21 protein-coding genes and 1 pseudogene are annotated in these 19,468 nt (G+C 67.7%); 8 read left to right on the top strand and 14 right to left on the bottom strand.

What is annotated here, in order from left to right:
- The 7 genes and pseudogenes from AC1D2F_RS17600 to AC1D2F_RS17570 all read right to left on the bottom strand — a co-directional run.
- Positions 1–213 (bottom strand): annotated as a pseudogene (locus AC1D2F_RS17600) (bifunctional D-altronate/D-mannonate dehydratase); the annotation flags it as partial.
- A gap of 78 nt (positions 214–291) precedes the next feature.
- Positions 292–1,332, bottom strand: a complete 1,041-nt coding sequence (locus AC1D2F_RS17595) for a sugar kinase (RefSeq protein ID WP_476967285.1) — start codon at positions 1,330–1,332, stop codon at positions 292–294.
- Complete coding sequence (locus AC1D2F_RS17590) at positions 1,332–2,003, bottom strand: bifunctional 4-hydroxy-2-oxoglutarate aldolase/2-dehydro-3-deoxy-phosphogluconate aldolase (RefSeq protein ID WP_229994673.1); 672 nt, start codon at positions 2,001–2,003, stop codon at positions 1,332–1,334. The genes AC1D2F_RS17595 and AC1D2F_RS17590 overlap by 1 nt, the downstream gene beginning before the upstream one ends.
- A gap of 67 nt (positions 2,004–2,070) precedes the next feature.
- Positions 2,071–3,219, bottom strand: a complete 1,149-nt coding sequence (dgoD, locus tag AC1D2F_RS17585; RefSeq protein WP_364744048.1) for a galactonate dehydratase — start codon at positions 3,217–3,219, stop codon at positions 2,071–2,073.
- A 7-nt stretch (positions 3,220–3,226) separates the two neighbouring features.
- Positions 3,227–4,120, bottom strand: coding sequence for a carbohydrate ABC transporter permease (locus tag AC1D2F_RS17580; protein ID WP_229994674.1), 894 nt, complete (start codon positions 4,118–4,120; stop codon positions 3,227–3,229).
- Positions 4,117–5,070: a carbohydrate ABC transporter permease gene (locus tag AC1D2F_RS17575; RefSeq protein WP_229994675.1), complete on the bottom strand. Its 954-nt coding sequence runs from the start codon at positions 5,068–5,070 to the stop codon at positions 4,117–4,119. The genes AC1D2F_RS17580 and AC1D2F_RS17575 overlap by 4 nt, the downstream gene beginning before the upstream one ends.
- A 128-nt stretch (positions 5,071–5,198) precedes the next feature.
- Positions 5,199–6,494, bottom strand: coding sequence for an ABC transporter substrate-binding protein (locus tag AC1D2F_RS17570; RefSeq protein ID WP_229994676.1), 1,296 nt, complete (start codon positions 6,492–6,494; stop codon positions 5,199–5,201).
- Between the two features lie 140 nt (positions 6,495–6,634).
- On the opposite strand from AC1D2F_RS17570, the gene AC1D2F_RS17565 reads away from it, so the two are divergent.
- Positions 6,635–7,384 (top strand): FadR/GntR family transcriptional regulator, encoded by a 750-nt coding sequence (locus AC1D2F_RS17565; protein WP_229994677.1) that lies wholly within the window; start codon positions 6,635–6,637, stop codon positions 7,382–7,384.
- A 34-nt stretch (positions 7,385–7,418) separates the two neighbouring features.
- Here the strand turns inward: AC1D2F_RS17565 and AC1D2F_RS17560 are convergent, their stop codons facing one another.
- Together AC1D2F_RS17560 and AC1D2F_RS17555 are read right to left on the bottom strand one after the other, a co-directional pair.
- Entirely contained in the window at positions 7,419–8,450 is a 1,032-nt protein-coding gene (locus tag AC1D2F_RS17560) for an aldo/keto reductase (RefSeq protein WP_364744055.1), read from the bottom strand.
- Between the two features lie 20 nt (positions 8,451–8,470).
- A complete protein-coding gene (locus AC1D2F_RS17555; protein ID WP_364744058.1) occupies positions 8,471–9,343 on the bottom strand; it encodes an NAD-dependent epimerase/dehydratase family protein in 873 nt (290 codons plus the stop codon).
- Between the two features lie 185 nt (positions 9,344–9,528).
- Here AC1D2F_RS17555 and AC1D2F_RS17550 point away from each other — a divergent pair, with 185 nt between their 5' ends.
- Together AC1D2F_RS17550 and AC1D2F_RS17545 are read left to right on the top strand one after the other, a co-directional pair.
- The gene (locus tag AC1D2F_RS17550; protein ID WP_229994680.1) at positions 9,529–10,002 is read left to right on the top strand and encodes a universal stress protein; all 474 of its coding nucleotides are present in this window, start codon (positions 9,529–9,531) and stop codon (positions 10,000–10,002) included.
- 10 nt (positions 10,003–10,012) lie between these two features.
- Complete coding sequence (locus tag AC1D2F_RS17545; protein WP_476967284.1) at positions 10,013–10,708, top strand: SRPBCC family protein; 696 nt, start codon at positions 10,013–10,015, stop codon at positions 10,706–10,708.
- Between the two features lie 4 nt (positions 10,709–10,712).
- Here AC1D2F_RS17545 and AC1D2F_RS17540 read toward each other — a convergent pair whose 3' ends face one another.
- A complete protein-coding gene (locus tag AC1D2F_RS17540) occupies positions 10,713–12,077 on the bottom strand; it encodes a phosphoribosyltransferase family protein (RefSeq protein ID WP_476967283.1) in 1,365 nt (454 codons plus the stop codon).
- A 5-nt stretch (positions 12,078–12,082) separates the two neighbouring features.
- On the opposite strand from AC1D2F_RS17540, the gene AC1D2F_RS17535 reads away from it, so the two are divergent.
- Both AC1D2F_RS17535 and AC1D2F_RS17530 read left to right on the top strand, forming a co-directional pair.
- Complete coding sequence (locus AC1D2F_RS17535) at positions 12,083–12,223, top strand: hypothetical protein (RefSeq protein ID WP_476967282.1); 141 nt, start codon at positions 12,083–12,085, stop codon at positions 12,221–12,223.
- 203 nt (positions 12,224–12,426) lie between these two features.
- Positions 12,427–13,161, top strand: a complete 735-nt coding sequence (locus tag AC1D2F_RS17530) for a GAF and ANTAR domain-containing protein (RefSeq protein WP_364744064.1) — start codon at positions 12,427–12,429, stop codon at positions 13,159–13,161.
- 177 nt (positions 13,162–13,338) lie between these two features.
- On the opposite strand, the gene AC1D2F_RS17525 is transcribed toward AC1D2F_RS17530, so the two are convergent.
- The 3 genes from AC1D2F_RS17525 to AC1D2F_RS17515 form a co-directional block, all read right to left on the bottom strand.
- On the bottom strand, positions 13,339–13,557 hold the full coding sequence (locus AC1D2F_RS17525) for a hypothetical protein (protein WP_229994684.1): 219 nt from the start codon (positions 13,555–13,557) through the stop codon (positions 13,339–13,341).
- Positions 13,558–13,659: 102 nt separating this feature from the next.
- Positions 13,660–14,073 carry a VOC family protein gene (locus tag AC1D2F_RS17520; RefSeq protein WP_364744067.1) on the bottom strand — a complete coding sequence of 138 codons (414 nt, stop codon included), beginning with the start codon at positions 14,071–14,073 and terminating at the stop codon, positions 13,660–13,662.
- A 180-nt stretch (positions 14,074–14,253) separates the two neighbouring features.
- Positions 14,254–14,820, bottom strand: coding sequence for a type 1 glutamine amidotransferase domain-containing protein (locus AC1D2F_RS17515; RefSeq protein ID WP_476967281.1), 567 nt, complete (start codon positions 14,818–14,820; stop codon positions 14,254–14,256).
- A gap of 173 nt (positions 14,821–14,993) precedes the next feature.
- On the opposite strand from AC1D2F_RS17515, the gene AC1D2F_RS17510 reads away from it, so the two are divergent.
- The 3 genes from AC1D2F_RS17510 (at position 14,994) to AC1D2F_RS17500 (ending at position 18,305) form a co-directional block, all read left to right on the top strand.
- Positions 14,994–16,868: a Na+/H+ antiporter gene (locus AC1D2F_RS17510; protein ID WP_476967280.1), complete on the top strand. Its 1,875-nt coding sequence runs from the start codon at positions 14,994–14,996 to the stop codon at positions 16,866–16,868.
- A gap of 157 nt (positions 16,869–17,025) precedes the next feature.
- Positions 17,026–17,268: a DUF2630 family protein gene (locus tag AC1D2F_RS17505; RefSeq protein ID WP_229994688.1), complete on the top strand. Its 243-nt coding sequence runs from the start codon at positions 17,026–17,028 to the stop codon at positions 17,266–17,268.
- Between the two features lie 32 nt (positions 17,269–17,300).
- Complete coding sequence (locus AC1D2F_RS17500; RefSeq protein WP_476967279.1) at positions 17,301–18,305, top strand: CapA family protein; 1,005 nt, start codon at positions 17,301–17,303, stop codon at positions 18,303–18,305.
- Between the two features lie 33 nt (positions 18,306–18,338).
- On the opposite strand, the gene AC1D2F_RS17495 is transcribed toward AC1D2F_RS17500, so the two are convergent.
- Entirely contained in the window at positions 18,339–19,427 is a 1,089-nt protein-coding gene (locus tag AC1D2F_RS17495; RefSeq protein ID WP_476967278.1) for an LLM class flavin-dependent oxidoreductase, read from the bottom strand.
- Between the last annotated feature and the right edge of the window lie 41 nt (positions 19,428–19,468).

Here is a 19,468-nt window from a genome sequence, read left to right as displayed (position 1 = left end):
GTACAGGAACTGCCAGGTGTCCTCGATCCGGTGCGGGTCCTTGCCGATCAGCAGCTGCGCGACGTGCTCCTTCAAATACGCGGCCACCGCGAGCTCGCGCCCGTTCAGGGTCGCGTCCCCGATCCCGGTCACCCCGTCCTCGGTGGTGATCCGCAGGGTCACGAAATTCCGGGAGGGGCTGGTCACGAAGACTTCAGCGGCAATGATTTTCACAACAGGTCCTTTTCTGGTCTAACGGGGGTGTCTTAGCCGGTGAATGGCAGGCGGCCCGGATGGGCGCCCGGGGTGGGCTCAGCGCTGCGTGGTTCCGCCCGGTGTGCTCCCGAGCAGTGCAAGTTCCGCGCGGCCCGGCAGGCCTTCCCAGTCCCCGGCGGTGCTGACGGCAAAGGCTCCCGCCAGGACGCCGCGCTCCAGGCGGCCGGCGACGTCGGTGCCGTCGAGCAGCGCCGAAAGGTAGCCGGCGGTAAAGGCGTCCCCGGCCCCCACGGTATCGATGCTGGTCACGGGGACGGCGGGTGCCTCCCAGCGCCCGTCGGCGGTGTGGACGCCGGCGCCGGCGGCGCCGCGTTTGACCACTACTTCCCGGACCCCGCGGTCCAGCAGTTGGGTGGCCATCGCCGTTTCGACGGCGTCCGCGTCGGCGTCGGCGTCGGCGTCGGCGTCGGCGTCCCATGTTCCAGCTTGGCCTGCCCCGGGAGCAGCAGCGACCAGCCCGAGTTCGTCGTCGGAGGCGATCACGATGCTGGCATACCCGGCGAGCGGCGTGAGCACAGCGCAGGCCTCCTCCCGGGTCCAGAGCTTGCTGCGGTAATTGACATCGAGGGAGACCTCCATGCCGTCGGCGGCAGCGCGCTCGGCCGCGTATTCCACGGCCTTCCGGGCGTCGGGACTGAGGGCGGCAGTGATGCCGGTCAGATGCAGGATCCGGGCACCGTCCGTCAAGGCACGGTCCAGGTCGTCCCGTCCGAGGGTGGACCCGGCGGAACCGGCGCGGTAGTAGAAGGCCCGGGTGACATCGGCCGTGCGTTGTTCGAGGAACATCACGCCGGTGTTCCGCGCGGCGTCAATCCGGTGCCGCAGCCCGATCCCCTCGGCGCGCAGCTGCCGCAGGATGTACTCGCCATGCGGGTCGGCGCCGACCACCCCGGCCCAGGTGACGCTGTGCCCGAGCCGGGCGACCCCGACGGCCACGTTCGATTCGGCCCCGGCCACGTGCATGCCCAGGCTGCCGCCAGCGGACAGCGGGCCGGTGGACCGCAGCGAGACCATGGACTCGCCAAAGGTCAGAAGGTCAACGGCCTGCGGGGCGGGAGCGTTGTGGGCGGCGGCCATCACCGCAGGCTCTCCGCGCGCGGGCGGCCGAATTCGGCGGCCAGGGCCACGAAACCGCGGGCCCGTTCCCGCATCGGGGCGAGGTCGCCGCCGGAGCCGGCGTCGCCGAACAGCGGTCCGCCGAGTCCCACGGCGATGGCGCCGGCTTCCCAGTAGCCCGCGGCCTCGCCCAGCCCGACGCCGCCGACGGCGATGAACGGGATTCCGGGGAAGGGATCGCGGAGCGCCTTGAGGTAGCCCGGTCCGCCGATCGAGGCGGGGAACAGCTTGACCGCGGTGGCGCCCCGGTTCATGGCTTCGTAGGCCTCACTGGGAGTCAGCGCACCGGCCAGCACCGGCAGTCCCAGCCGGGCCGATTCGGCGATCGACTCTGCCAGCGACGGCGTCACCATGAACTGGCCACCCGCCTCGGCGACCCGGTCAACGTCCTGGGCCGTCAGCACTGTTCCGGCGCCGACGAAGCAGTCCGCCGGGGCGGCCGCGCGGACCTCGCGGATCGCCTCGAGCGCCCCCGGTGTGGTGAGCGCAATTTCGACGTATCGGAAGCCCTCCTCCATCGCCGCGAGAGCTGCCTGGGCGGCGGCTGCCCCGTCCGTGCCGCGCACAATTGCCACCAGCCGGGTTTCCCGGATGCCGGCCAGCAGCAGTTCGGGCGTCAGGTTGTTCTCCATGTCAGGCTTCTCCTTAGTCGGGGCGTTCAGGGCAGTGTTACCGTTCCGGTGTTCACCGTTCCGGTGTTCACCACTCGGCGAAGGCACCGTCGGGGTGCCGCCAGACGGGACCGCGCCAGGCATGCCCGCGCTTGTCCGCGGCACGGACCACGGCTTCGTCGATTTCGATGCCCAGGCCGGGGCCGGTGAGCCGCTCGATGTGCCCGTCCACGAACTTCAGCGGGGACTTGTCCACCACGTAGTCCAGGACTTCGGCACCCTGGTTGTAGTGGATGCCGATGCTTTGCTCCTGGATCAGGAAGTTGGGTGTCGCGAAACCCACCTGCAGGCAGGCGGCCAGTGCCAGCGGGCCCAGCGGGCAGTGCGGGGCAAGCTGGACTTCGTAGATTTCGGCGAGCGAGGCGATCTTTCGGACCTCGGTGATGCCGCCGGCATGGGAGAGATCCGGCTGGGCCACGGCGATGCCGGCCTGCAGCGCGGGCAGGAATTCCTGCCGGCTGTAGAGCCGCTCGCCGGTGGAGACCGGCGTCGTCGTCGAAGAGGTGAACTCGCGCAGCAGGTGCGTGTTTTCCGGGACCACCGGTTCTTCGAGGAAGAAGGGCCGGTACGGTTCCAGCAGCGGCGCCACCCGGCGGGCGTTGGCCAGGCTGAAGCGGCCGTGGAAGTCCACGGCCACGTCGCGGTGGTCGCCGAGGACCTCGCGGGCCGCGGCCACCCGGCGGACGACGCCGTCGAGCTCGGCCACCGAGGCGATGGGGCTCATCCGGCCGCTGGCGTTCATCTTGACGGCCGTGAGCCCGACCGCCAGCTGCGCGCTGATCTGGTCGGCCACCTCGTTGGGCTCGTCCCCGCCCACCCAGCCGTACATCCGGATCCGGTCCCGGACGTGGCCGCCGAGGAGCTGGTGCACGGTTGTGTTGAAGTGCTTGCCCGCGATGTCCCAAAGGGCCTGGTCCAGGCCGGACACGGCGCTGGCCAGGATGGGCCCGCCGCGGTAGAAGGACCCCTTGGTCATCACCTGCCAGTGGTCCTCGATCCGCAGGGCATCGTTGCCGATGAGCAGCTCCGAGAGCTGGTCGACGGCGGTGCGCACGGTTTCGCTGCGGCCTTCGCAGCTCGCCTCGCCCCACCCGACGATCCCGCTGTCCGTCTCGATCCGGACGAAGAGCCAGCGCGGCGCGACGAGGAACGTTTCAATCCTGCTGATGAGTGTCATGTGCTGCCTAGCCCTTGGTCGCGCCGGCGGTGAGGCCGGAAACGATGTACTTCTGCGTGAAGAGCGCAATGATCATGATCGGGATGGTGACCACGGTGGCGGCCGCCATCAGTCCGCCCCAGTCGATGCTGGCGTAGGAGACGAAGTCGAAGATCGCGACCGGGAGGGTCTTGGTCTTGGAGCCGGAGAGCACCAGGGCGAACATGAAGTTGTTCCACGAGAAGATGAAGGACAGGATGCCGGCGGTGGCGATGCCGGAGACGGAGAGCGGCAAGGTGATGCGGCGGAAGGCGCCGATCGGGGTCAGGCCGTCCACCTGGGCCGATTCCTCCAGTTCCAGCGGCAGGGAATCAAAGTAGCTCATCATGATGTACACGATCAGCGGCAGCGAGACGAACATGTGGCTGAGGATCAGCACCTCGAACCCGCCCACCATTTTCAGGTTGGAGAAGACGTAGTACCAGGGCACCAGCAGCGAGACGCCGGGGATGACGCGGGCCATCAGGACCACGAGCGCCGAGCGGTGCATGGTGAAGCGGCTCATGGCGTAGGCGGCCGGCACGCCCAGGACCAGCGACAGCGCCGTGGAAACGAAGGCCACCCAGAAGCTGTTGAAGATGAAGACGAAGTAGTTGTTCCGCTGCAGCACGTTGGCGTAGTTCTCGCCCGTAGGGGTGAAGAAGAACGACTTGCCGGTGTCGTAGATGTCCACGTTGGTCTTGAACGAGGCCAGAAGCATCCAGAACAGCGGGGCCACCAGGAACAGCACCACGGCCACCAGCGCGGCTACGCGGAACACCTTGTACGCGCGGGTGCCCACGGGCTTCCGCCGGCGCGGCTCCGTCGTGGCCGGCACGGCGGGGGCGGTTTGGGGTTCGGTGTTTTCTTTCAGTACGGTCATTTGCTTACCGCTTTCTTGCGCATGGTCAGCAGCCACATGGAGCCGATGATGATCATGAAGAACAGGATCAGCACCGCGGAGGAGAGCCCGTACTGGTTGTAGTCGAAGCTCAGCCCGTAGGCGTAGACGTTGAGCGTTTCCACTTCGTGGAAGGACCCGCCGCCCTTGCCCTTGGTGGCGTAGAGGATGTCGAAGGTCTTCAGGGCATCGATGCCCCGGAGCAGGATGGCGACGATCACGGTCGGCATCATGAGGGGCAGGGTAATGAAGAAGAAGCGCTGGAAGGCGTTGGCGCCGTCCATCCGGGCCGCCTCGTCAGGCTCCTCGGAGAGGGAGGTCAGCCCTGCCAGCAGGATCAGGACCACCATGGGGGTCCACTGCCACACGTCCATGAAGATGGTGGTGCCGAGCGCCGTGTCCTGGCCGGAGAGCCAGGGCTGTGCGGGGATGCCGACCATGCCGAGCAGCTGGTTGACGAAGCCGATGTTGGGATCGAAGATCAGCCGCCACATCATGCCGACCGCCACGGGGGTGGCGACGAGCGGAAGCAGGATGGCCACGCGGACCCACTTTTCGCCGCGGAACGGGCGCCACAGCAGCAGCGCGATGCACATGCCGAGCACCACCTCGCAGACGAGGGCAACGCCGGTGAAGCTCAGCGTGCGGCCGACGGCGGGCCAGAAGCGCTCGACGTCGGACAGGACCGTGAGGTAGTTCTGGAGGCCGACAAACTCGGAGGCAGCCCGGACCGAGCCCTGCGAATCGGTCAGACTCAGGTACAGGGTCCAGGCCAGGGGGAAGACGATCAGGACGCCGACGAAGATCATGGCGGGCGCGGCGAAGAGCCACTTGCGGTGCCGGTTGGCCCAGCCCGAGAAGTTCTCGCGTGCACTGGGTGTGCGGGCGGCCTTCCGGGATGGCGCGCTGCGGGGAGGGGTCAATACAGACATGGTTCACCTAAGGAGTTGGGGGTGAAGTGAAGAGCTGGCCGCGGCGGGACGGCAGCGGACTGCCGCCCCGCCGGGCTGGATGGTGCGTCAGGCGGGTAGCGGGTCAGGCGCGTGGCGCGCCGGCCGCACTACTTCTTTTCGCTGTCCAGGAACTTCTGGAAGGCATCGTGCGCCGTGTCGGCTGCGCCGGAAGCGTCAGAGCCGGTGATGGTCGCGACGATCGGGCCGCCCACGATTTCGCGGGCCTTGCCTACGGTGACAACCTCGGGACGGTCGTGCCCGACGCCGTTCTTGGCGCTGGCGGAGATGGCCTCGGCGAGGTCCTTCGGGTAGGTGGAGGTTCCGGCCTGGTCAGCCCAGACCGAGGCGCGCGGTCCGGGGACGCCGGCCTTCTGTGCTTCGAGGGTGCGTTCCTTGCTGGTGGCCCACTGGATGAACTTCCAGGCGTTGTCCTGGTTGCTTGATGCCTGGTTGATGGCAAGGCCCCAGGACGGGATGTTGTACGGCTTCGAACCTGCGGGGCCGGCGGGCAGTGCGGCGAACCCGACAGTGTCGGCGACCTTGGACTTGGCCGGGTCGGTGGCGTTCTTGTAGAGCGAGTCGGCCTCCGTGTAGAAGGCAGCCTTGCCCTGGGTGAAGATTGCCATCGCCTCGGGCCAGCTCATGTCGGTGCTGACATTGGCGGGGCCGTAGTTCTTGATCAGGCCGCCGTAGAACGCATAGGCCTTCTTCGCGGCGTCGGAGTTGACGGCGGATTTGCCGCCGGCGTCGGTGAAGTCGCCGCCGAAGCTGTACAGGAAGCTGGAGAACTGGGTGACGGCGGCGGACTTGCCGGTGCGTGCCACGAAGCCGGCCGTGTCCGGAGAGGAAGCCTTGATGGCCTTGGCCGCGGCTTCGAGCTCGTCCATGGTCTTGGGAACCTCCAGGCCGGCGGCCTTCAGCAGGTCCTTGCGGTAGTAGAGGACTTCGCGCTCGGTGATGATCGGGACGCCGACCACCTTGCCGTCAGCGGTGGTGGCCTTGACCGGGCCCTCCTGGTAGTCCTTCCAGTCCCACGTGGCGTCCGAGGAGACCTTGGACGTCAGGTCCGCGAGGTAGCCGTTCTTCGCGAACGCCTTGCCTTCCTGGAGCGGGCGGTACATCATCACGTCGATCTCGTCGCTGCCGGCGTTGAGCTTGACGTTGTACTGGTCCGAGAGCTGGTCTTCGCCCAGTTGGGTCAGTTCGACCTTGAGTCCGCTGGACTTCTCGAATTCCGGAATGGCCGCCTTGATGCCTTCGGTCCAGACGTGGTTCGCGAGGGTGACCCGCACGGTGCCGGCGGTCTTGGCGTCGGTGCTGCCGCTGGCGCCGCCGCAGGCAGTCAGCCCCAGGGACAGGACCGCGGCGACAGCCGCGTACTTCGCAATCGAACGTCGCTTCATTACGACTTCCTTTGGTTTTCAGGGCTGGGCGTCTCTGTCCAGCCGGCTGCAAATGCATCTTTACATCTGCTCTGGAAGCGATCTTAGGTAAATAAAGCAGACTTAAACAACCCCTTGCGCCACACCCGTATGATTTATTTATGAAAACTCCAAAGGCGGAGCCAACAGCAGACCTGCATTCGGTGTTGGTCCAGAACCTGGGGCTTGCCATCGCCGAAGGGACGCTGGCGCCGCACTCGATCCTGCGTCTGGACGAGCTTGAGGCCGAGCACAAGGTTTCCCGGTCCGTGGTGCGGGAAGCCACCCGCGTGCTGTCCTCCAAGGGAATGCTGGAGTCGCGGCGGCGGCTGGGGACGGTGGTGCAGCCGGAGGAATCGTGGAACGCGTACGATCCCCAAGTGATCCGCTGGCGGCTCGCATCCTCAAGGCGGCTGGAGCAGTTGCAGGCCCTGAACGAGCTCCGCGGGGCAATCGAACCGCAGGCTGCCCGCCTTGCCGCCGAGAGGGCTTCCTGGGATGCCGGGAGCGACCTCGTGTCCCTGGCCGCAAAGCTGTGGGCGTCCGGCCAGCGCGGGGACCGGGACGAGTTCCTCCGGCTCGACATCGACTTCCACGCGGCGGTGCTCCGGGCCTCCGGCAACGCCATGTTTTCCCAGCTGCACAACCTGGTCACCGAGGTGCTGACTGGGCGCACCGAGCACGGCCTCATGCCGCAGTTGCCACACCACGAGGCCCTGCAGCTGCATGTGGATGTGGCCAGCGCCATTCAGCGCGGCGAGGCGGACGCGGCGCACGCCGCCATGAGCAGGATCGTGGAGCAGTCCACCGAGGAAATGGGCGACATCTGGTCCAGCTATCACGCCGGCGGCCCCGCCTCCCCAGCCACCTAACGCGGGGTCACTTCCAGCCCATCCACTACGTTCTTTAGCGGCCGCCCTCGAGCTTCCGGCTGCGCTGCTCCTGGGCCATGGGCCCGTACGGATAGACGCCGACGCGCGGCCGGCTGACCTCGGTCAGCCGCTCCGTCTCGCCCGGGGTGAGCCGGAGATCCGCCGCCGCGAGATTGTCCGCCAACTGTGCGGTGGTGCGGGCGCCCAGGATCACCGAGGTGACCGCCGGCCGGTCCGCCAGCCAGGCCAGCGCCACTTGGGACGCGCTCACGCCATGGCGCCCGGCGGTTTCCTCCACCTCGGCAATCACGTCCCAGGTGCGCTGATCGGCGTTGCGGGCCTCCCAGGCCTCCATCCCACGCTTCGGATTTTCGCCGAGACGGGTGGCCCCGGCGGGCGCCTGATCGCGCTTGTACTTGCCGGAGAGCCACCCGCCACCGAGCGGCGACCAGGGCAGCAGCCCGATCCCTGCGTCCAGCGAGGCCGGCACAACTTCCGACTCGATCTCGCGGACCAGCAAGCTGTACTGCGGCTGCAGCGTCACCGGGGCACTCCAGCCGTGGGCCTTCGCCACATGCACGGCCTTGGTCAGCTGCCAGCCCAGGAAGTTGGAAAAGCCGTAGTAGGCGATCTTGCCGCTGGTGACGGCGTCGTGCAGGAACCGGAGGGTCTCCTCGAGGGGCGTCACCGGATCCCATGCGTGCAGCTGGTAGAGATCGATCTGCTCCACGCCCAGCCGGCGCAGCGAGTCATCCAGCGCCCGGACCAGATGCCGGCGGGAAGTCCCGACGTCGTTGGGGGCCTGGCCCATCGGGAAGCGGCCCTTTGTGGCCACGACCGCCCGGTCCCGGACATCCGGCCGGTCCGCCAGCCACCGGCCGATGATTTCCTCCGACGCCCCGGAGCTGTAGACGTCCGCCGTGTCGATGAAGTTGCCGCCCGCCGCGAAGTAGTCGTCCAGGATGGTGCGGGACTGCTCCTCGGTGGCCTCGGCGCCAAAGGTCATGGTGCCCAGCGCGTAGTTGGAGACGACGGCGCCGCTGTTGCCCAGGGTGCGGTATTGCATGGAACTCCTCGAGTTTGGGGTCAGTCTTCCGTGGGGGTGGTGCGCAGCGAGTGGTACGTCCGCCAGGTGTGCTCGGGCGCGTAGCCCAGCAGCCGCTTGGCCTTGTCGATCGAAAGCATGGTCTCGTGCTCGCCCAGGTCCTTGACCACCTTGACGCTGGGGAACACCTCGGCCGCGAGGCTGGCGCTGGAGCGGCTCATCACGGTGTCCTCGTTCGCGATGATGAACGCCTCGAAACCGGGTTTGCCGCGCTCCAGGGCGCGGGCAACGGCCTGCGCACCGTCCCGGCCGTCAATGTAGCCCCAGAGATTCCACTTGCGCAGCCCCGCGTCGTGGTCGAAGGAGGGGAACTCCTCATAGTCCTCCGGGTCCATCACGTTGGAGAACCGCAGGCCGGTGATGCTCAGGTCCGGGTCCCAGCGGGTCAGCTGGATGGCCATCTGCTCCTCAAGGTGCTTGACCAGCGAGTACGTGCTTTCCGGCCGGGCCGGGTAATCCTCGTCCACCGGGATGTAGGGAGGGTCGACGTCGAACGGCAGCCCCAGCACGGTCTCACTGGACGCGTAGACGATTTTCTTGATCCCGGCCCGGCGGGCGGCCTGGAACACGTTGTACGTGGACTGCATGTTGTTCTCGAATGTGGCGGCATCAGGGGCATGGCCCGGTGCAGGGATCGCGGCCAGATGCACCACCGCGTCGAAGCCGGCGTGGCGGTCCTCCAGGCCAAGGAACACATCCACCACCTGGCCGTAGTTGCGCAGGTCCACCTCCGTGAACCCGCGGCTGCGCGCGCCCGTCCGGTCCAGGTTGGTCACCTCGTGCCCGTCATCGCTCAGCCGCCGAACGACGCTTCGGCCCAGCTTTCCGCTTCCTCCGGTAACAGCAACTCTCATCAGGAACTCCTCGGGTGGCAGGCTCGGCTGACCGTCATGGTCAGGCTCATGGTCCGGCATCCGGTCCGGTGCCGACAGTCACCGTTCCACCCTAAGGTCAGCCGGGCGCGGTGCCCAGCCCCGCTCTGTCCCCGCGTGACTTTCGACCCTAGGCAGGCCCGGGAGCACAGGGAAGGCTGGGGACCATGAACGGTGATCAGCGCATTGTCGTGGGCGTGGACGGTTCCGAATTTTCGACGACGGCGCTCCGCCTCGCCGGGCGCATGTCCACGAGTCTCAACGTCCCGATTGAGGTCATTACGTGCCTGGGGACGTCCGATTTCTTCCTTGCATCCCACCTGCCGGAGGACAGGACACCCACCCTTGAGCAGCTGGAGGAGACCGCCAAAGATCTCGTGGACCAAGCCTTGGAGCGTGCCTTCGGCGACTCGCGTCCGGAAGGCCTCACCCGCTCGGTCAAGTTCGGGGCTCCGGCCAAGGTCCTTATCGAGGAAAGCCAGAACGCCCAGTTGCTCGTGGTGGGCAGGCGCGGGAAGGGCGGATTCCTCCATCAGGTCATGGGCTCGGTGAGCGGGGCCTGCGCGGCCCATGCCCATTGTCCGGTGATGGTGGTCGGCCAGGGAGCGGACGACCGTCCGGACCACCGGACCAGCGGATGAGGTCCCTCGCGTGAGCGGCCCGCACGTTCCCGGCCGGATGCGCGGACCGCTCGCGGCGCTCGCGGCGGCCGGGGCCGGCGCCACTTACGTCTTGGCTGTCCGGCCGCGGCTCCTGCTCTGGGGATCCACCACCCAGGAGGCCGCCGGGCCGCTCGCCGGGGACGAGATCGTGCCCGCCCCGCGCATGCAAAGCACCCGTGCGGTCACTATTGCGGCCCCGGTCACAGACGTCTGGCCTTGGCTCGTCCAGTTGGGCGCCGGGCGTGGCGGTTTTTACTCCTACGACTGGCTCGAAAAAACCACGGGTCTGGGCATCCGGAGTGCAGACAGGATTGTCCCGGAACTGCAGCGCCTGGAAGTCGGCGACATCGTCCCGTTGTCCCCCGACGGCGGCCTGCCGGTCAGGCGTCTCGAGTCCGGGGCTGTGCTGGCGCTGGGCGGATCCATCGACTTGCGCACGGGCAAGATGTCGCCCGCCGGCGTCCGTCCTACCGGGCGCCGGCTCGACATCGGCTGGACGTTCGTGTTGCGGCCTGCGGGCCCCCAGGCCACCAGGCTCCTGTCCCGCACCCGGTACGACTACTCGCCCCTGGCCGAGGGGCTGGCCCTGCGCGCATTGCTGGAACCGGTGCAGTTCCTGATGGAGCGGCGGATGCTCCTGGGCATCCGTGACAGAGCTGAGGGCCGCAAGGCGCACGGCGCCTGACTGTTCAGACGCCCGTGGCCCGCGCGCTGGCACCGTCCGGCGGCAGCATGTAGTCGACAAACCAGTCCCGTGCAAGGATGGCCGCGGCCGCGAGCGTGCCAGGTTCTTCAAACAAGTGCGTCGCCCCCTGCACGACAGCGAGCTGGCTGGGGCAGCGCATCATCGCCTTCGCCCGGCGGTTGAGCTCCAGGACCTCGTGGTCCAAGCTGCCCACAATCAGGAGCGTGGGCGCTGTCACGGCAGACAGCCGCGGGCCGGCGAGATCGGGGCGGCCCCCGCGGGAGACGACAGCCGCGATTCGCGCCGACGGCTCCGACGCCGCCCACAACGCGGCCCCGGCGCCCGTGCTCGCCCCGAAGTAACCCACAGCGCAAGAGGCCGTGTCTGCCCGGGTGGAAAGCCAGTCCGTTGCTGAGGACAGCCTGCGGGCCAGAAGTTCGATGTCAAAGACGTTGGCGCGGCTGCGCTCCTCCGCGGTGGTCAGCAGGTCCAGCAGCAGCGTACCGAGTCCAGCCTGCTGCAGCAGACCGGCCACATAGCGGTTCCGGGGGCTGTGGCGGCTGCTGCCGCTGCCATGGGCGAACAGCACCACGGCCCGGGCCGGGACCGGAAGATGGAGCTGTGCCTGGATCCGCACCGCCCGGGACGGGATCTCTACTTCCTCGTCGACGTCGGCGGCCCTGTCGGCGCGGGCCGCCGCCGAGGCCCAGAAGGGCGGCGGCGAGGTCTCGACGCGTTTGGCCGCAAGATCGAGCAGTCGCAGCACCTCGTCGTCGTCCGTCGGGGAKAAGTCCCGGTAGTGGTAACCGACGGCGGTGAACTGGCGCGGCGTCGCCAGGCAGACCACTTCGTCCGGTTCTGTCAGGTTGGCGAGGGTCTCCGCGGGGGCAACCGGAACCGCCAGGATCACGCGTGCCGCGCCCTGTTTCCGGGCGACCCGGCAGGCCACCCGGGCAGTGGAGCCGGTGGCGATCCCGTCGTCGACGATCACCGCGATGCGTCCGGTCAGGTCGTGCCGGGTCCGGCCCTTCCGGAACAGGACGAGCCGGTTTTCCAAGGCGGCGCGCTCGTGCTCCTCAACGGCCTGCAGTTCGTCACTGCTGACCCGTGAATGGGCCAGGACCTGCTCGTCCAGGACCTTGGCACCGCCTTCACCGATCGCCCCCATGGCGAGCTCGGGCTGGTAGGGAAGCCCGAGCTTCCGCACCACAATCACGTCCAGGGGAGCGTCCAGGGCGGCGGCGACTTCGAAGGCTACAGGCACGCCGCCGCGCGGCAGGCCCAGGACCACGATGTCCTGGCCACGCAGTTCCGCCAGACGACGGCCGAGCTGCCTGCCGGCGTCGACCCTGTCTTCAAAAATGCTCATGGGATATGGCTTTCAAGTCGAAACGTGGGCCATCGGCCATCAGTCGTGTGCTGCTGAAACTGGTGCGCTCCTGCGGGTTCCCCAAACCCGAAATGGACCCGGTGGCCGCTGCCTCCAACTATCCGCCCGCGGCCGAAGCCCTGTGAGGGCCTTTATGCCCGATTTTGGGCCTGCGTGCCGGAGCTGCCGCGGCTGACGGGCAGCGGTTCGGATGTATATACTCTCTCGGTACGGTTTTGCAGCGAGCCGTTGGATTGTTCTTCGATCCGGCCGCTGCCGTATCCGCCATTTGCCGCGGTGGGAGCGCCGCCGGGTCGTCTTGACCTGAGTGAAACGGCACAACAGACAAGTGGTCAGCGAGTCAACCGCAAATTCAATAAACCAGCAGCTGCAGGAACTGGTGCTCCGCAGCTCCGACGTCGAGGACTTCCTCTGCGAGCTCGCTAGGGTGTCCGCGCGCAGCCTGTCCGAGCCCGGGGACGAGATCCTGTGCGGCATCACCCTTCTGCGGCAAAGGAAGGCGGCCACCGTCGCCAGCAGCAGCCCCGCCGCGCAGGCCATGGACGAAATCCAGTACACCTTCGGGGACGGCCCTTGCATGACGGCTTCCCGGGAACAGGAAACCGTCCACGTTGAGGACCTTGATCTCGATGGTCGCTGGCCGCAGTACGCCGCGATGGTGCGCGGACATGGCTTCCGGTCCATTCTGGCGCTGCCGTTCCTGCTCGAAGGCGAAACCCAGGCCGCCTTGAACCTGTATTCGCACCGTCCGGGCCGGTTCGATGACCGTGCCACGGAACTGGCCCGTGACTTCGTCCACCAGACATCCATGGCCCTGCGGCTCGCGGTCCGGTTCGCGCACAGCAGCGAGACGGCCGCCGACCTCAAGGCCAGCCTGGAAACGCGGACCGCTATCGACGTTGCCGTCGGCATCATCATGGCGCAGAACCGTTGCAGCCAGGATGAAGCGTTCGAGCTCCTGAAGTCGGCGTCCAGCGCCCGGAACATCAAGCTCCACGTCGTCGCGGCCGGGGTGGTCGAGGCACTCGGCCAGGGTCCCACCCGGACCCACTTCGAGGTCTAACCCGGACCAGGACCAACCTGTGCGGTCAGACCCGGTTTCCCGGCCTGGAGCTGGGGCAGCCGGCGCAGGGAGCGGTGTGGCGCGCCGATTCCATTGATGAGCACGAGGGCGGGAGCTGACCCGCCGGCCGTTTCGCGCGAGGCGAAGACGTGGCCGGCGTGGCCCGCCGCCTGCGGCTCAGGTGTCCGGCTTGTCCCGCTTGTCCCGCTCTTCGAACTCCTCGTCGAGGTCATAGTGCCGGAATTCCGTCTCCGGATTCGGCTCCCCCTCCACCACGTACTCATAGTCCAGCTGGCGCTCGACTTGGCTGTCGAGGACCTGAAGATCCTTGTCCGCGACCTTGCTGAGGTCTTCCGGGAATTCATCTTCCGGGCTGAGGTGCAGCTTCTCGGTCATTGCATGCCTCTCTGGGCCAGGGGACTGACTCGTGCCCGCACTGTCCTGGCTGCATTCAGGATAGCCCCAACGAGCCAGGGGCGCGCCGGCGTCAGCCCTTCCCTAGGCGGGCTCGGAACCGACGTTCACCAGCCAGTCCACGCCGAACCTGTCCTTGCACATCCCGAAGATATCGCCCCACGGTGCCTTTTCGAGCGGCATCGCGATGGTGCCACCCTCGGCCAGCTTGTCGAAGTAGCCACGGAGCTCGGCTTCGTCGGACCCGCTAAGGGACACGGAAATGTTGGTGCCGGGGGTGTAGTCCATGCTGTTGGGCGTGTCGGCTCCCATGAGCACCATGCCGCCGTCCGTCCGGAGCTGGGCATGCATGATCTTTTCCTGCTCCGCCGGGTCCTCGCTGGCGTGGTACTCGGCGAACGTACTCATGGTCAGTTCCCCGCCGAATACCGACTGGTAGAAGGTCATGGCGTCCTTCGCGCTGTCGCGGAAGCCGAGGTAGGGATTGAGCGTAGTCATGTCCGAAACTCCTTGCTGCTTGGGGGCGCCGGCCGGTGCGGCAACGACGACGGTGCACGTTACAGGGCATATCCTGCCGCAAAACCGGCAGTATGGGTAGGTGCCCGGCGGGCGAACAAGGCGAGAGGATGCGGCGGCGTTTGCGCACCGCCGTCGGCCGCTGTGACGAGCGGATAGTGGCTATGGTGTCTGGCCGGCGTGTTCGCCTTCGGCGATTTCCTCAAGGAGCTTGGCGTTGAAGGCCGTGAGGTCACGCGGGCTGCGGCTGGTCACCAGGCCCTGGTCCACCACGACTTGCTCGTCGGTCCAGTTCGCGCCGGCGTTCTTGAGGTCCGTCTGGAGCGTGTGATACGAGGTCACGTTCCGGCCGCTGACCACGCCTGCGTCGATGAGCAGCCACGGGCCGTGGCAGATGGAGGCGACGGGCTTGTGCTGTTCGAAGAAGGACCGGGTGAACGCCTGGGCGTCCTTGTCGACGCGGAGGTGATCGGCGTTGACTACGCCGCCGGGGATGACGAGGGCGTGGAAATCGGCGGCGTCGGCCCGCGCCACGGCGAGGTCGACGGCGAAGGTCTGGCCCTTTTCGGTGCCGTTGTAGCCTTGCAGCTTTCCGCTCTTCGGCGAGACCAGGGTTGGCACGCCGCCGGCTTCCTTCACGGCATCCCACGGGCTGGTCAGTTCCACCTGCTCCACACCATCTGTGAGCAGGAACGCGACCTTCTTGCCCGAAATATTGTGCTCTGACATGTGTCCTCCTCGTTCCGGGGCGCGGTCCGGGCAGCATTCGTCCGTGCCCGGCGCCAGCGCAGACTCTCACTTGGCTTGCAGTTCAACTCTAGGAACCCGCCAAGTCATAAGCAAGCTGATGATGCGCTGCGGGGACCCGCCGGCACCGGGCGTGAAGCTGAGAGAATGGGCCAATGGAAGTTGCTCTCGGGCTGCTGGCCCTCGTCGCCATTGTCTGCGCCTGCAGCGCGCTGGGGCACAAGATCAACGTCTCCGCCCCGCTCTTACTGGTGCTGGCCGGGGTTTTGTGTTCCTTCCTCCCGTTTGTCCCGACCATCGAACTGAACCCCGAACTCGTTATGGTCGGGCTGTTGCCGCCGCTGCTCTACGCAGCCGCGCTGCAGACCTCGCTGTTCGATTTCGGTTCCAACCGCCGCTCCATCGGCCTGCTGTCGGTGGGCTACGTCATCTTCGGCACCATCGGCATCGGGCTGGTGGTCGCCTGGCTGTTTCCCGAGATCCCGCTGGCGGCTGCCATTGCCCTGGGTGCCGTCGTCGCACCGCCGGACGCCGTGGCCGCGACCGCCATTGCGCGAAAGGTGGGCATGCCCCGCAGGATTGTCACCATCTTGGAGGGCGAATCGCTGGTCAACGACGCCACGGCGCTTATCTGCCTGCGCGCCGCCATCGCTGCCATCGCCGGAACCGTTTCCGCGGCGGAGGTCGCCGGCGGTTTCCTCCTAGCGGCCGGCGGGGGCCTGGTGGTGGGTGTAGCCGCCGCCTTCGTGCTCACGGCACTCCGCAAGCGGATCCGCAACGTGGCCATCAACACTTCCACGTCGCTGATCGCCCCGCTCGTGGCCTACCTCCCGGCGGAAGCGATCCACGCCTCCGGCGTGCTGGCCGTCGTCGTCACCGGGCTGATCATGGGGACCAAGGCGCCGTCCATGCCGAACGGGGCCGCCCGGCTGAGCCAGCGCAGCAATTGGCACACTGTCCAGTTCCTGCTGGAAAATTCTGTCTTCCTCCTGATCGGGCTGCAGGTCCGGACCATCATCGAGGGCGTCCGGGACGACTCGCTGGGGCCCGAACGGATCTGGCTCGGCTGTGCCGTGGTGCTGCTGGCCGTGCTGATCCTGCGCCCGGTCTGGGTCTTCCCGGCAACCTACCTGCCACGGCTCATCCCCGCGGTCCGGCGCAAGGATCCCGCGCCGCCCTGGCAATATGCGGCGATCGTCTCCTGGGCCGGCATGCGCGGCGTGGTGACGCTGGCCGCCGTCCTGGTCCTGCCGGCAGGTCTGGAACACCGGTCCGTCCTGATCCTGATGGCCCTCGTGGTGGTGGCCGGCACGCTGACCCTGCAGGGCTTCACGCTCCCGGCCCTCGTCCGGTGGCTGCATGTCAAGGGTCCGGACCCGCGCGAGGACGCGCTCAACGAGGCGTCGCTTATGCAGATGGCGACGGCGGCGGGCGTGCAGCGGCTCCGGGAACTGCGCTCGGACGCCGACCCGCCGGAAGTCGTGGCGATGCTGAAGCGGCGTACCCAGGAGCGCGGGCTGGCCGCGTGGGAGCGGCTGGGACGGCCGTCCGCGGAAGCCGCCACCCCCAGCCAGCGCTACGCCCAACTCCGGCTGGCCATGCTGGACGCCGAGCGCGCCAAGGTGCTTGAGCTGCGGCGCGGCGGCGGATACGCGCACGAGGTCCTGGTCAACGTCCTGGACCGCCTCGATGTCGAAGAGTCCATGCTGGACGCCGCACTGGAAGAACCGGACACGGACGGCGGCCGCGGAGGCGAGGGGATCGCCCGGCCCCTAGGAGTGTGCCCCCACCTGGAGTCCGCCCCGGATCCGGCGGTCCCGCCGGGCCCCTTGTGCGCCGCGTGCGTACGCGAAGGAACGACGACCGTACACCTGCGGATGTGCCTGGAGTGCGGCAACGTGGCCTGCTGCGATTCCTCGCCGGGAACCCATGCCTACAAACACTTCCAGCTCAGCGGCCACCCCGTCATGCGCAGCGTCGAGCCGGGCGAGGACTGGCGCTGGTGCTACCCGGACGAACTCCTTGGCTAGGGCCAGGGCTCCGGACGCCGGCGCCGTGCCGCGTGCTGTAAGTCCGCGCCGAGCCCTGTTCACGGCTCCATCGCCTCCGTAGGCTGGAAGGGACCTGCTGGAAAGGGACCCTGCGAAGAGAAGGGGACCCGCCGCGGTCGGACGAAGAGAGGACACCGTGGACAACCAAGACATCCTGGAGCGCATCAAGGCCCTGGTGGAGGAAGAACACGGCCTCCGCGAAGGCTCGCAGGCCGCCGGGACCGGAGCGCCGGACATCCTCAGGCTGCAGCAAGTGGAAGAACAGCTCGATCAGTGCTGGGACCTGCTCCGCCAGCGGCGCGCCAAAAAGGACTACGGCGAGAACCCCGACGAGGCGGAGGTGCGGCCGGTCAGCGAGGTCGAGGGCTACCAGAGCTAGCCCTCGACCATGACCTGACGGGCCGGCTGGCCATGCAAATTGCGTTGCTGGGAGACGTCATGCTGGGCCGTCTGGTGAACCGGCACCTGGCAACGGCCAGGCCTGCCTATCCGTGGGGCGACACGCTGGAGCTCCTGAGGCAGGCGGACGTTCGCATTGCCAACCTGGAGTGCGTCCTGGCGTCCGGCGGCGGCCCCGAGCCTGGCAAGATCTTCCACTTCCGCTCGGACCCGAAGAACGTGGCCAGTCTCCTCGCCGCCGGGATCGACGTCGTCTCGCTCGCCAACAACCACGTCCTGGATTTCGGCCCGGACGCGTTCCGGGAAATGCTGCCGGTCCTCGACAGCCGCGGCATCCTGCATGCCGGCGCCGGCCCGGACCTGGACGCCGCCCGCCGCCCGGCGGTGCGGCGCGTAGGCGCTGTCGCCGTCGGATTCATTGCCTTCACGGACAACCAGCCCGACTGGGAGGCCGGCACCGCTACCCCCGGGGTCTACTACGTTCCGGTGGAGGATGCCGCCGTCGGCGGCGGCGCCCGGCGCGGCGGGGCACGATTGGACGGACTTTTGGACCTGGTCAGGCGGACCAAGGCCCGCGTCCAGTTCCTCATCGTGTCGGCCCATTGGGGCGGCAACTGGGGCTACGACGTCCCGCCCCGGCACCAGGACCTCGCCCGGGACCTCATCGAGGCCGGAGCCGACCTCGTCTTCGGCCACTCGCCCCATATTTTCCGCGGCGTCGGGATCCACCGGAACCGTCCCATTATTTACAGCGCCGGCGACTTCGTTGACGACTATGCTGTGGACCCCGTCGAGCGCAATGACCAGTCATTCGTGTTCATGCTCGACACCGACGGCGGCGCACCGCGCACGCTTCGGCTCTATCCCACGGTCATCGCCGGATTCCAGGCCCGGCTGGCCCGGGGGGCGGCGCCCGATATCGCCGCCCGGATGCAGCGGCTGAGCGGCCACCTGGGCACGCTGGGCAGCTGGAACCCGTCCGGCCGCTGCCTGGAGATTCCGCTGGACCAGAACTGAATCGGTGTAGTGGGCCAGCCGACGGACTGTTTGTCAGGCTGGTTGCTTGTCAGGCTGATTGTTTGTCAGGCTGGTTGCCGGGCCGGGGGAGACCTCCCGGTTGACGGCGGGCATGATCTCCGTGGCCAGCAGTTCAATCGACCGGGCCGTCTCGGCAAACGGTAGGCCGCCCAGGCCGATCTGGGCCAGATATCGCGTGTTCCCCAGCGTCTGGTGTATCTCCAGGAGCTTCTCGGTGATCTGCTGCGGGCTCCCGACCAGCAACCCGCCGCCCGGTTCGGTCCAGGAATCGAACGTGGAACGGGGGAAGTGGTCTACGGGGCGTGGCATGTTTTGTTCGAAGTAGGCCCGGTAGTGGGGGTAAAACGTGTCGCGCGCCTGCTGGGACGTCGGCGCCGCGTAGAAGTGGCCGCCGGCCCCCACCGGCAGAGCGCCGGCATCGTGGCCGGCCTCGGCAGCGCTTTCGCGGTAGAGCTCAACTAGGCGGCGGAAACGGGCCGGCCCTGACAGCAGGGCAATAAACAGAGGAAGCCCCAACCTGCCCGCCCGGGAAAAGCTCGCCGGCGTGCCACCGACGCCCACCCAGACCGGCAGGTTCGCCTGCACCGGGCGCGGGGCGATGTCCATGCCCGGGATGCTCTGAGTCAGTCTTCCCGACCACTGCACTGTGGCGTTGTCCCGGGCGTTGTCCCGCAGTTCCAGCAGCAGGCGCAGCTTCTCATCGAACAGGGCGTCGTAGTCCTCGAGCTTGTGGCCGAACAGCGGATAGGACTCCACGAACGCGCCGCGGCCTGCAATGATCTCGGCCCGGCCGTCGGAGATCAGGTCCAGCGTGGCGAACTGCTCAAAGAGCCGCACGGGGTCCTGGGTGGAGAGCACCGTCACGGCCGTGCCCAGCCGGATATTGGATGTTTCCCGGGCAATCGCGGCCAGGACGATTTCCGGGGCCGAGAGGGCGAAGTCGCGCCGATGATGCTCCCCCAACCCCAGGAACCCGAGGCCCGCCTGATCGGCCAGCTTGGCGAGATCGATGATCTCTTTCAGCCGCTGCCGCGGGGACAGCGCCATGCCGGTGCTGCTGTTGCGGGAGAGCTCGCCAAAAGTGAAGATACCAAAGTCCATATTTATTGAACATTCAATCATTTGAATTCATTCCTGGCCCC

This window comes from Arthrobacter sp. P1_B3 (genome assembly GCF_056406615.1).
Note: the sequence above shows the minus strand (reverse complement) of the source record. Positions and strands in the feature narration are given on the sequence as shown.

What these genes read in the sequence shown, in the direction of transcription:
- AC1D2F_RS17560 (WP_364744055.1), bottom strand. Translation starts at nt 8,450, where the DNA reads ATGCAATACCGCACCCTGGGCAACAGCGGCGCCGTCGTCTCCAACTAC.
- AC1D2F_RS17515 (WP_476967281.1), bottom strand. Translation starts at nt 14,820, where the DNA reads ATGTCAGAGCACAATATTTCGGGCAAGAAGGTCGCGTTCCTGCTCACA.
- AC1D2F_RS17590 (WP_229994673.1), bottom strand. Translation starts at nt 2,003, where the DNA reads ATGGAGAACAACCTGACGCCCGAACTGCTGCTGGCCGGCATCCGGGAA.
- AC1D2F_RS17575 (WP_229994675.1), bottom strand. Translation starts at nt 5,070, where the DNA reads ATGTCTGTATTGACCCCTCCCCGCAGCGCGCCATCCCGGAAGGCCGCC.
- AC1D2F_RS17580 (WP_229994674.1), bottom strand. Translation starts at nt 4,120, where the DNA reads ATGACCGTACTGAAAGAAAACACCGAACCCCAAACCGCCCCCGCCGTG.
- AC1D2F_RS17525 (WP_229994684.1), bottom strand. Translation starts at nt 13,557, where the DNA reads ATGACCGAGAAGCTGCACCTCAGCCCGGAAGATGAATTCCCGGAAGAC.
- AC1D2F_RS17570 (WP_229994676.1), bottom strand. Translation starts at nt 6,494, where the DNA reads ATGAAGCGACGTTCGATTGCGAAGTACGCGGCTGTCGCCGCGGTCCTG.
- AC1D2F_RS17500 (WP_476967279.1), top strand. Translation starts at nt 17,301, where the DNA reads ATGCAAATTGCGTTGCTGGGAGACGTCATGCTGGGCCGTCTGGTGAAC.
- AC1D2F_RS17555 (WP_364744058.1), bottom strand. Translation starts at nt 9,343, where the DNA reads ATGAGAGTTGCTGTTACCGGAGGAAGCGGAAAGCTGGGCCGAAGCGTC.
- AC1D2F_RS17535 (WP_476967282.1), top strand. Translation starts at nt 12,083, where the DNA reads ATGGCTTTCAAGTCGAAACGTGGGCCATCGGCCATCAGTCGTGTGCTG.
- dgoD (WP_364744048.1), bottom strand. Translation starts at nt 3,219, where the DNA reads ATGACACTCATCAGCAGGATTGAAACGTTCCTCGTCGCGCCGCGCTGG.
- AC1D2F_RS17495 (WP_476967278.1), bottom strand. Translation starts at nt 19,427, where the DNA reads ATGGACTTTGGTATCTTCACTTTTGGCGAGCTCTCCCGCAACAGCAGC.
- AC1D2F_RS17565 (WP_229994677.1), top strand. Translation starts at nt 6,635, where the DNA reads ATGAAAACTCCAAAGGCGGAGCCAACAGCAGACCTGCATTCGGTGTTG.
- AC1D2F_RS17520 (WP_364744067.1), bottom strand. Translation starts at nt 14,073, where the DNA reads ATGACTACGCTCAATCCCTACCTCGGCTTCCGCGACAGCGCGAAGGAC.
- AC1D2F_RS17550 (WP_229994680.1), top strand. Translation starts at nt 9,529, where the DNA reads ATGAACGGTGATCAGCGCATTGTCGTGGGCGTGGACGGTTCCGAATTT.
- AC1D2F_RS17510 (WP_476967280.1), top strand. Translation starts at nt 14,994, where the DNA reads ATGGAAGTTGCTCTCGGGCTGCTGGCCCTCGTCGCCATTGTCTGCGCC.
- AC1D2F_RS17595 (WP_476967285.1), bottom strand. Translation starts at nt 1,332, where the DNA reads ATGGCCGCCGCCCACAACGCTCCCGCCCCGCAGGCCGTTGACCTTCTG.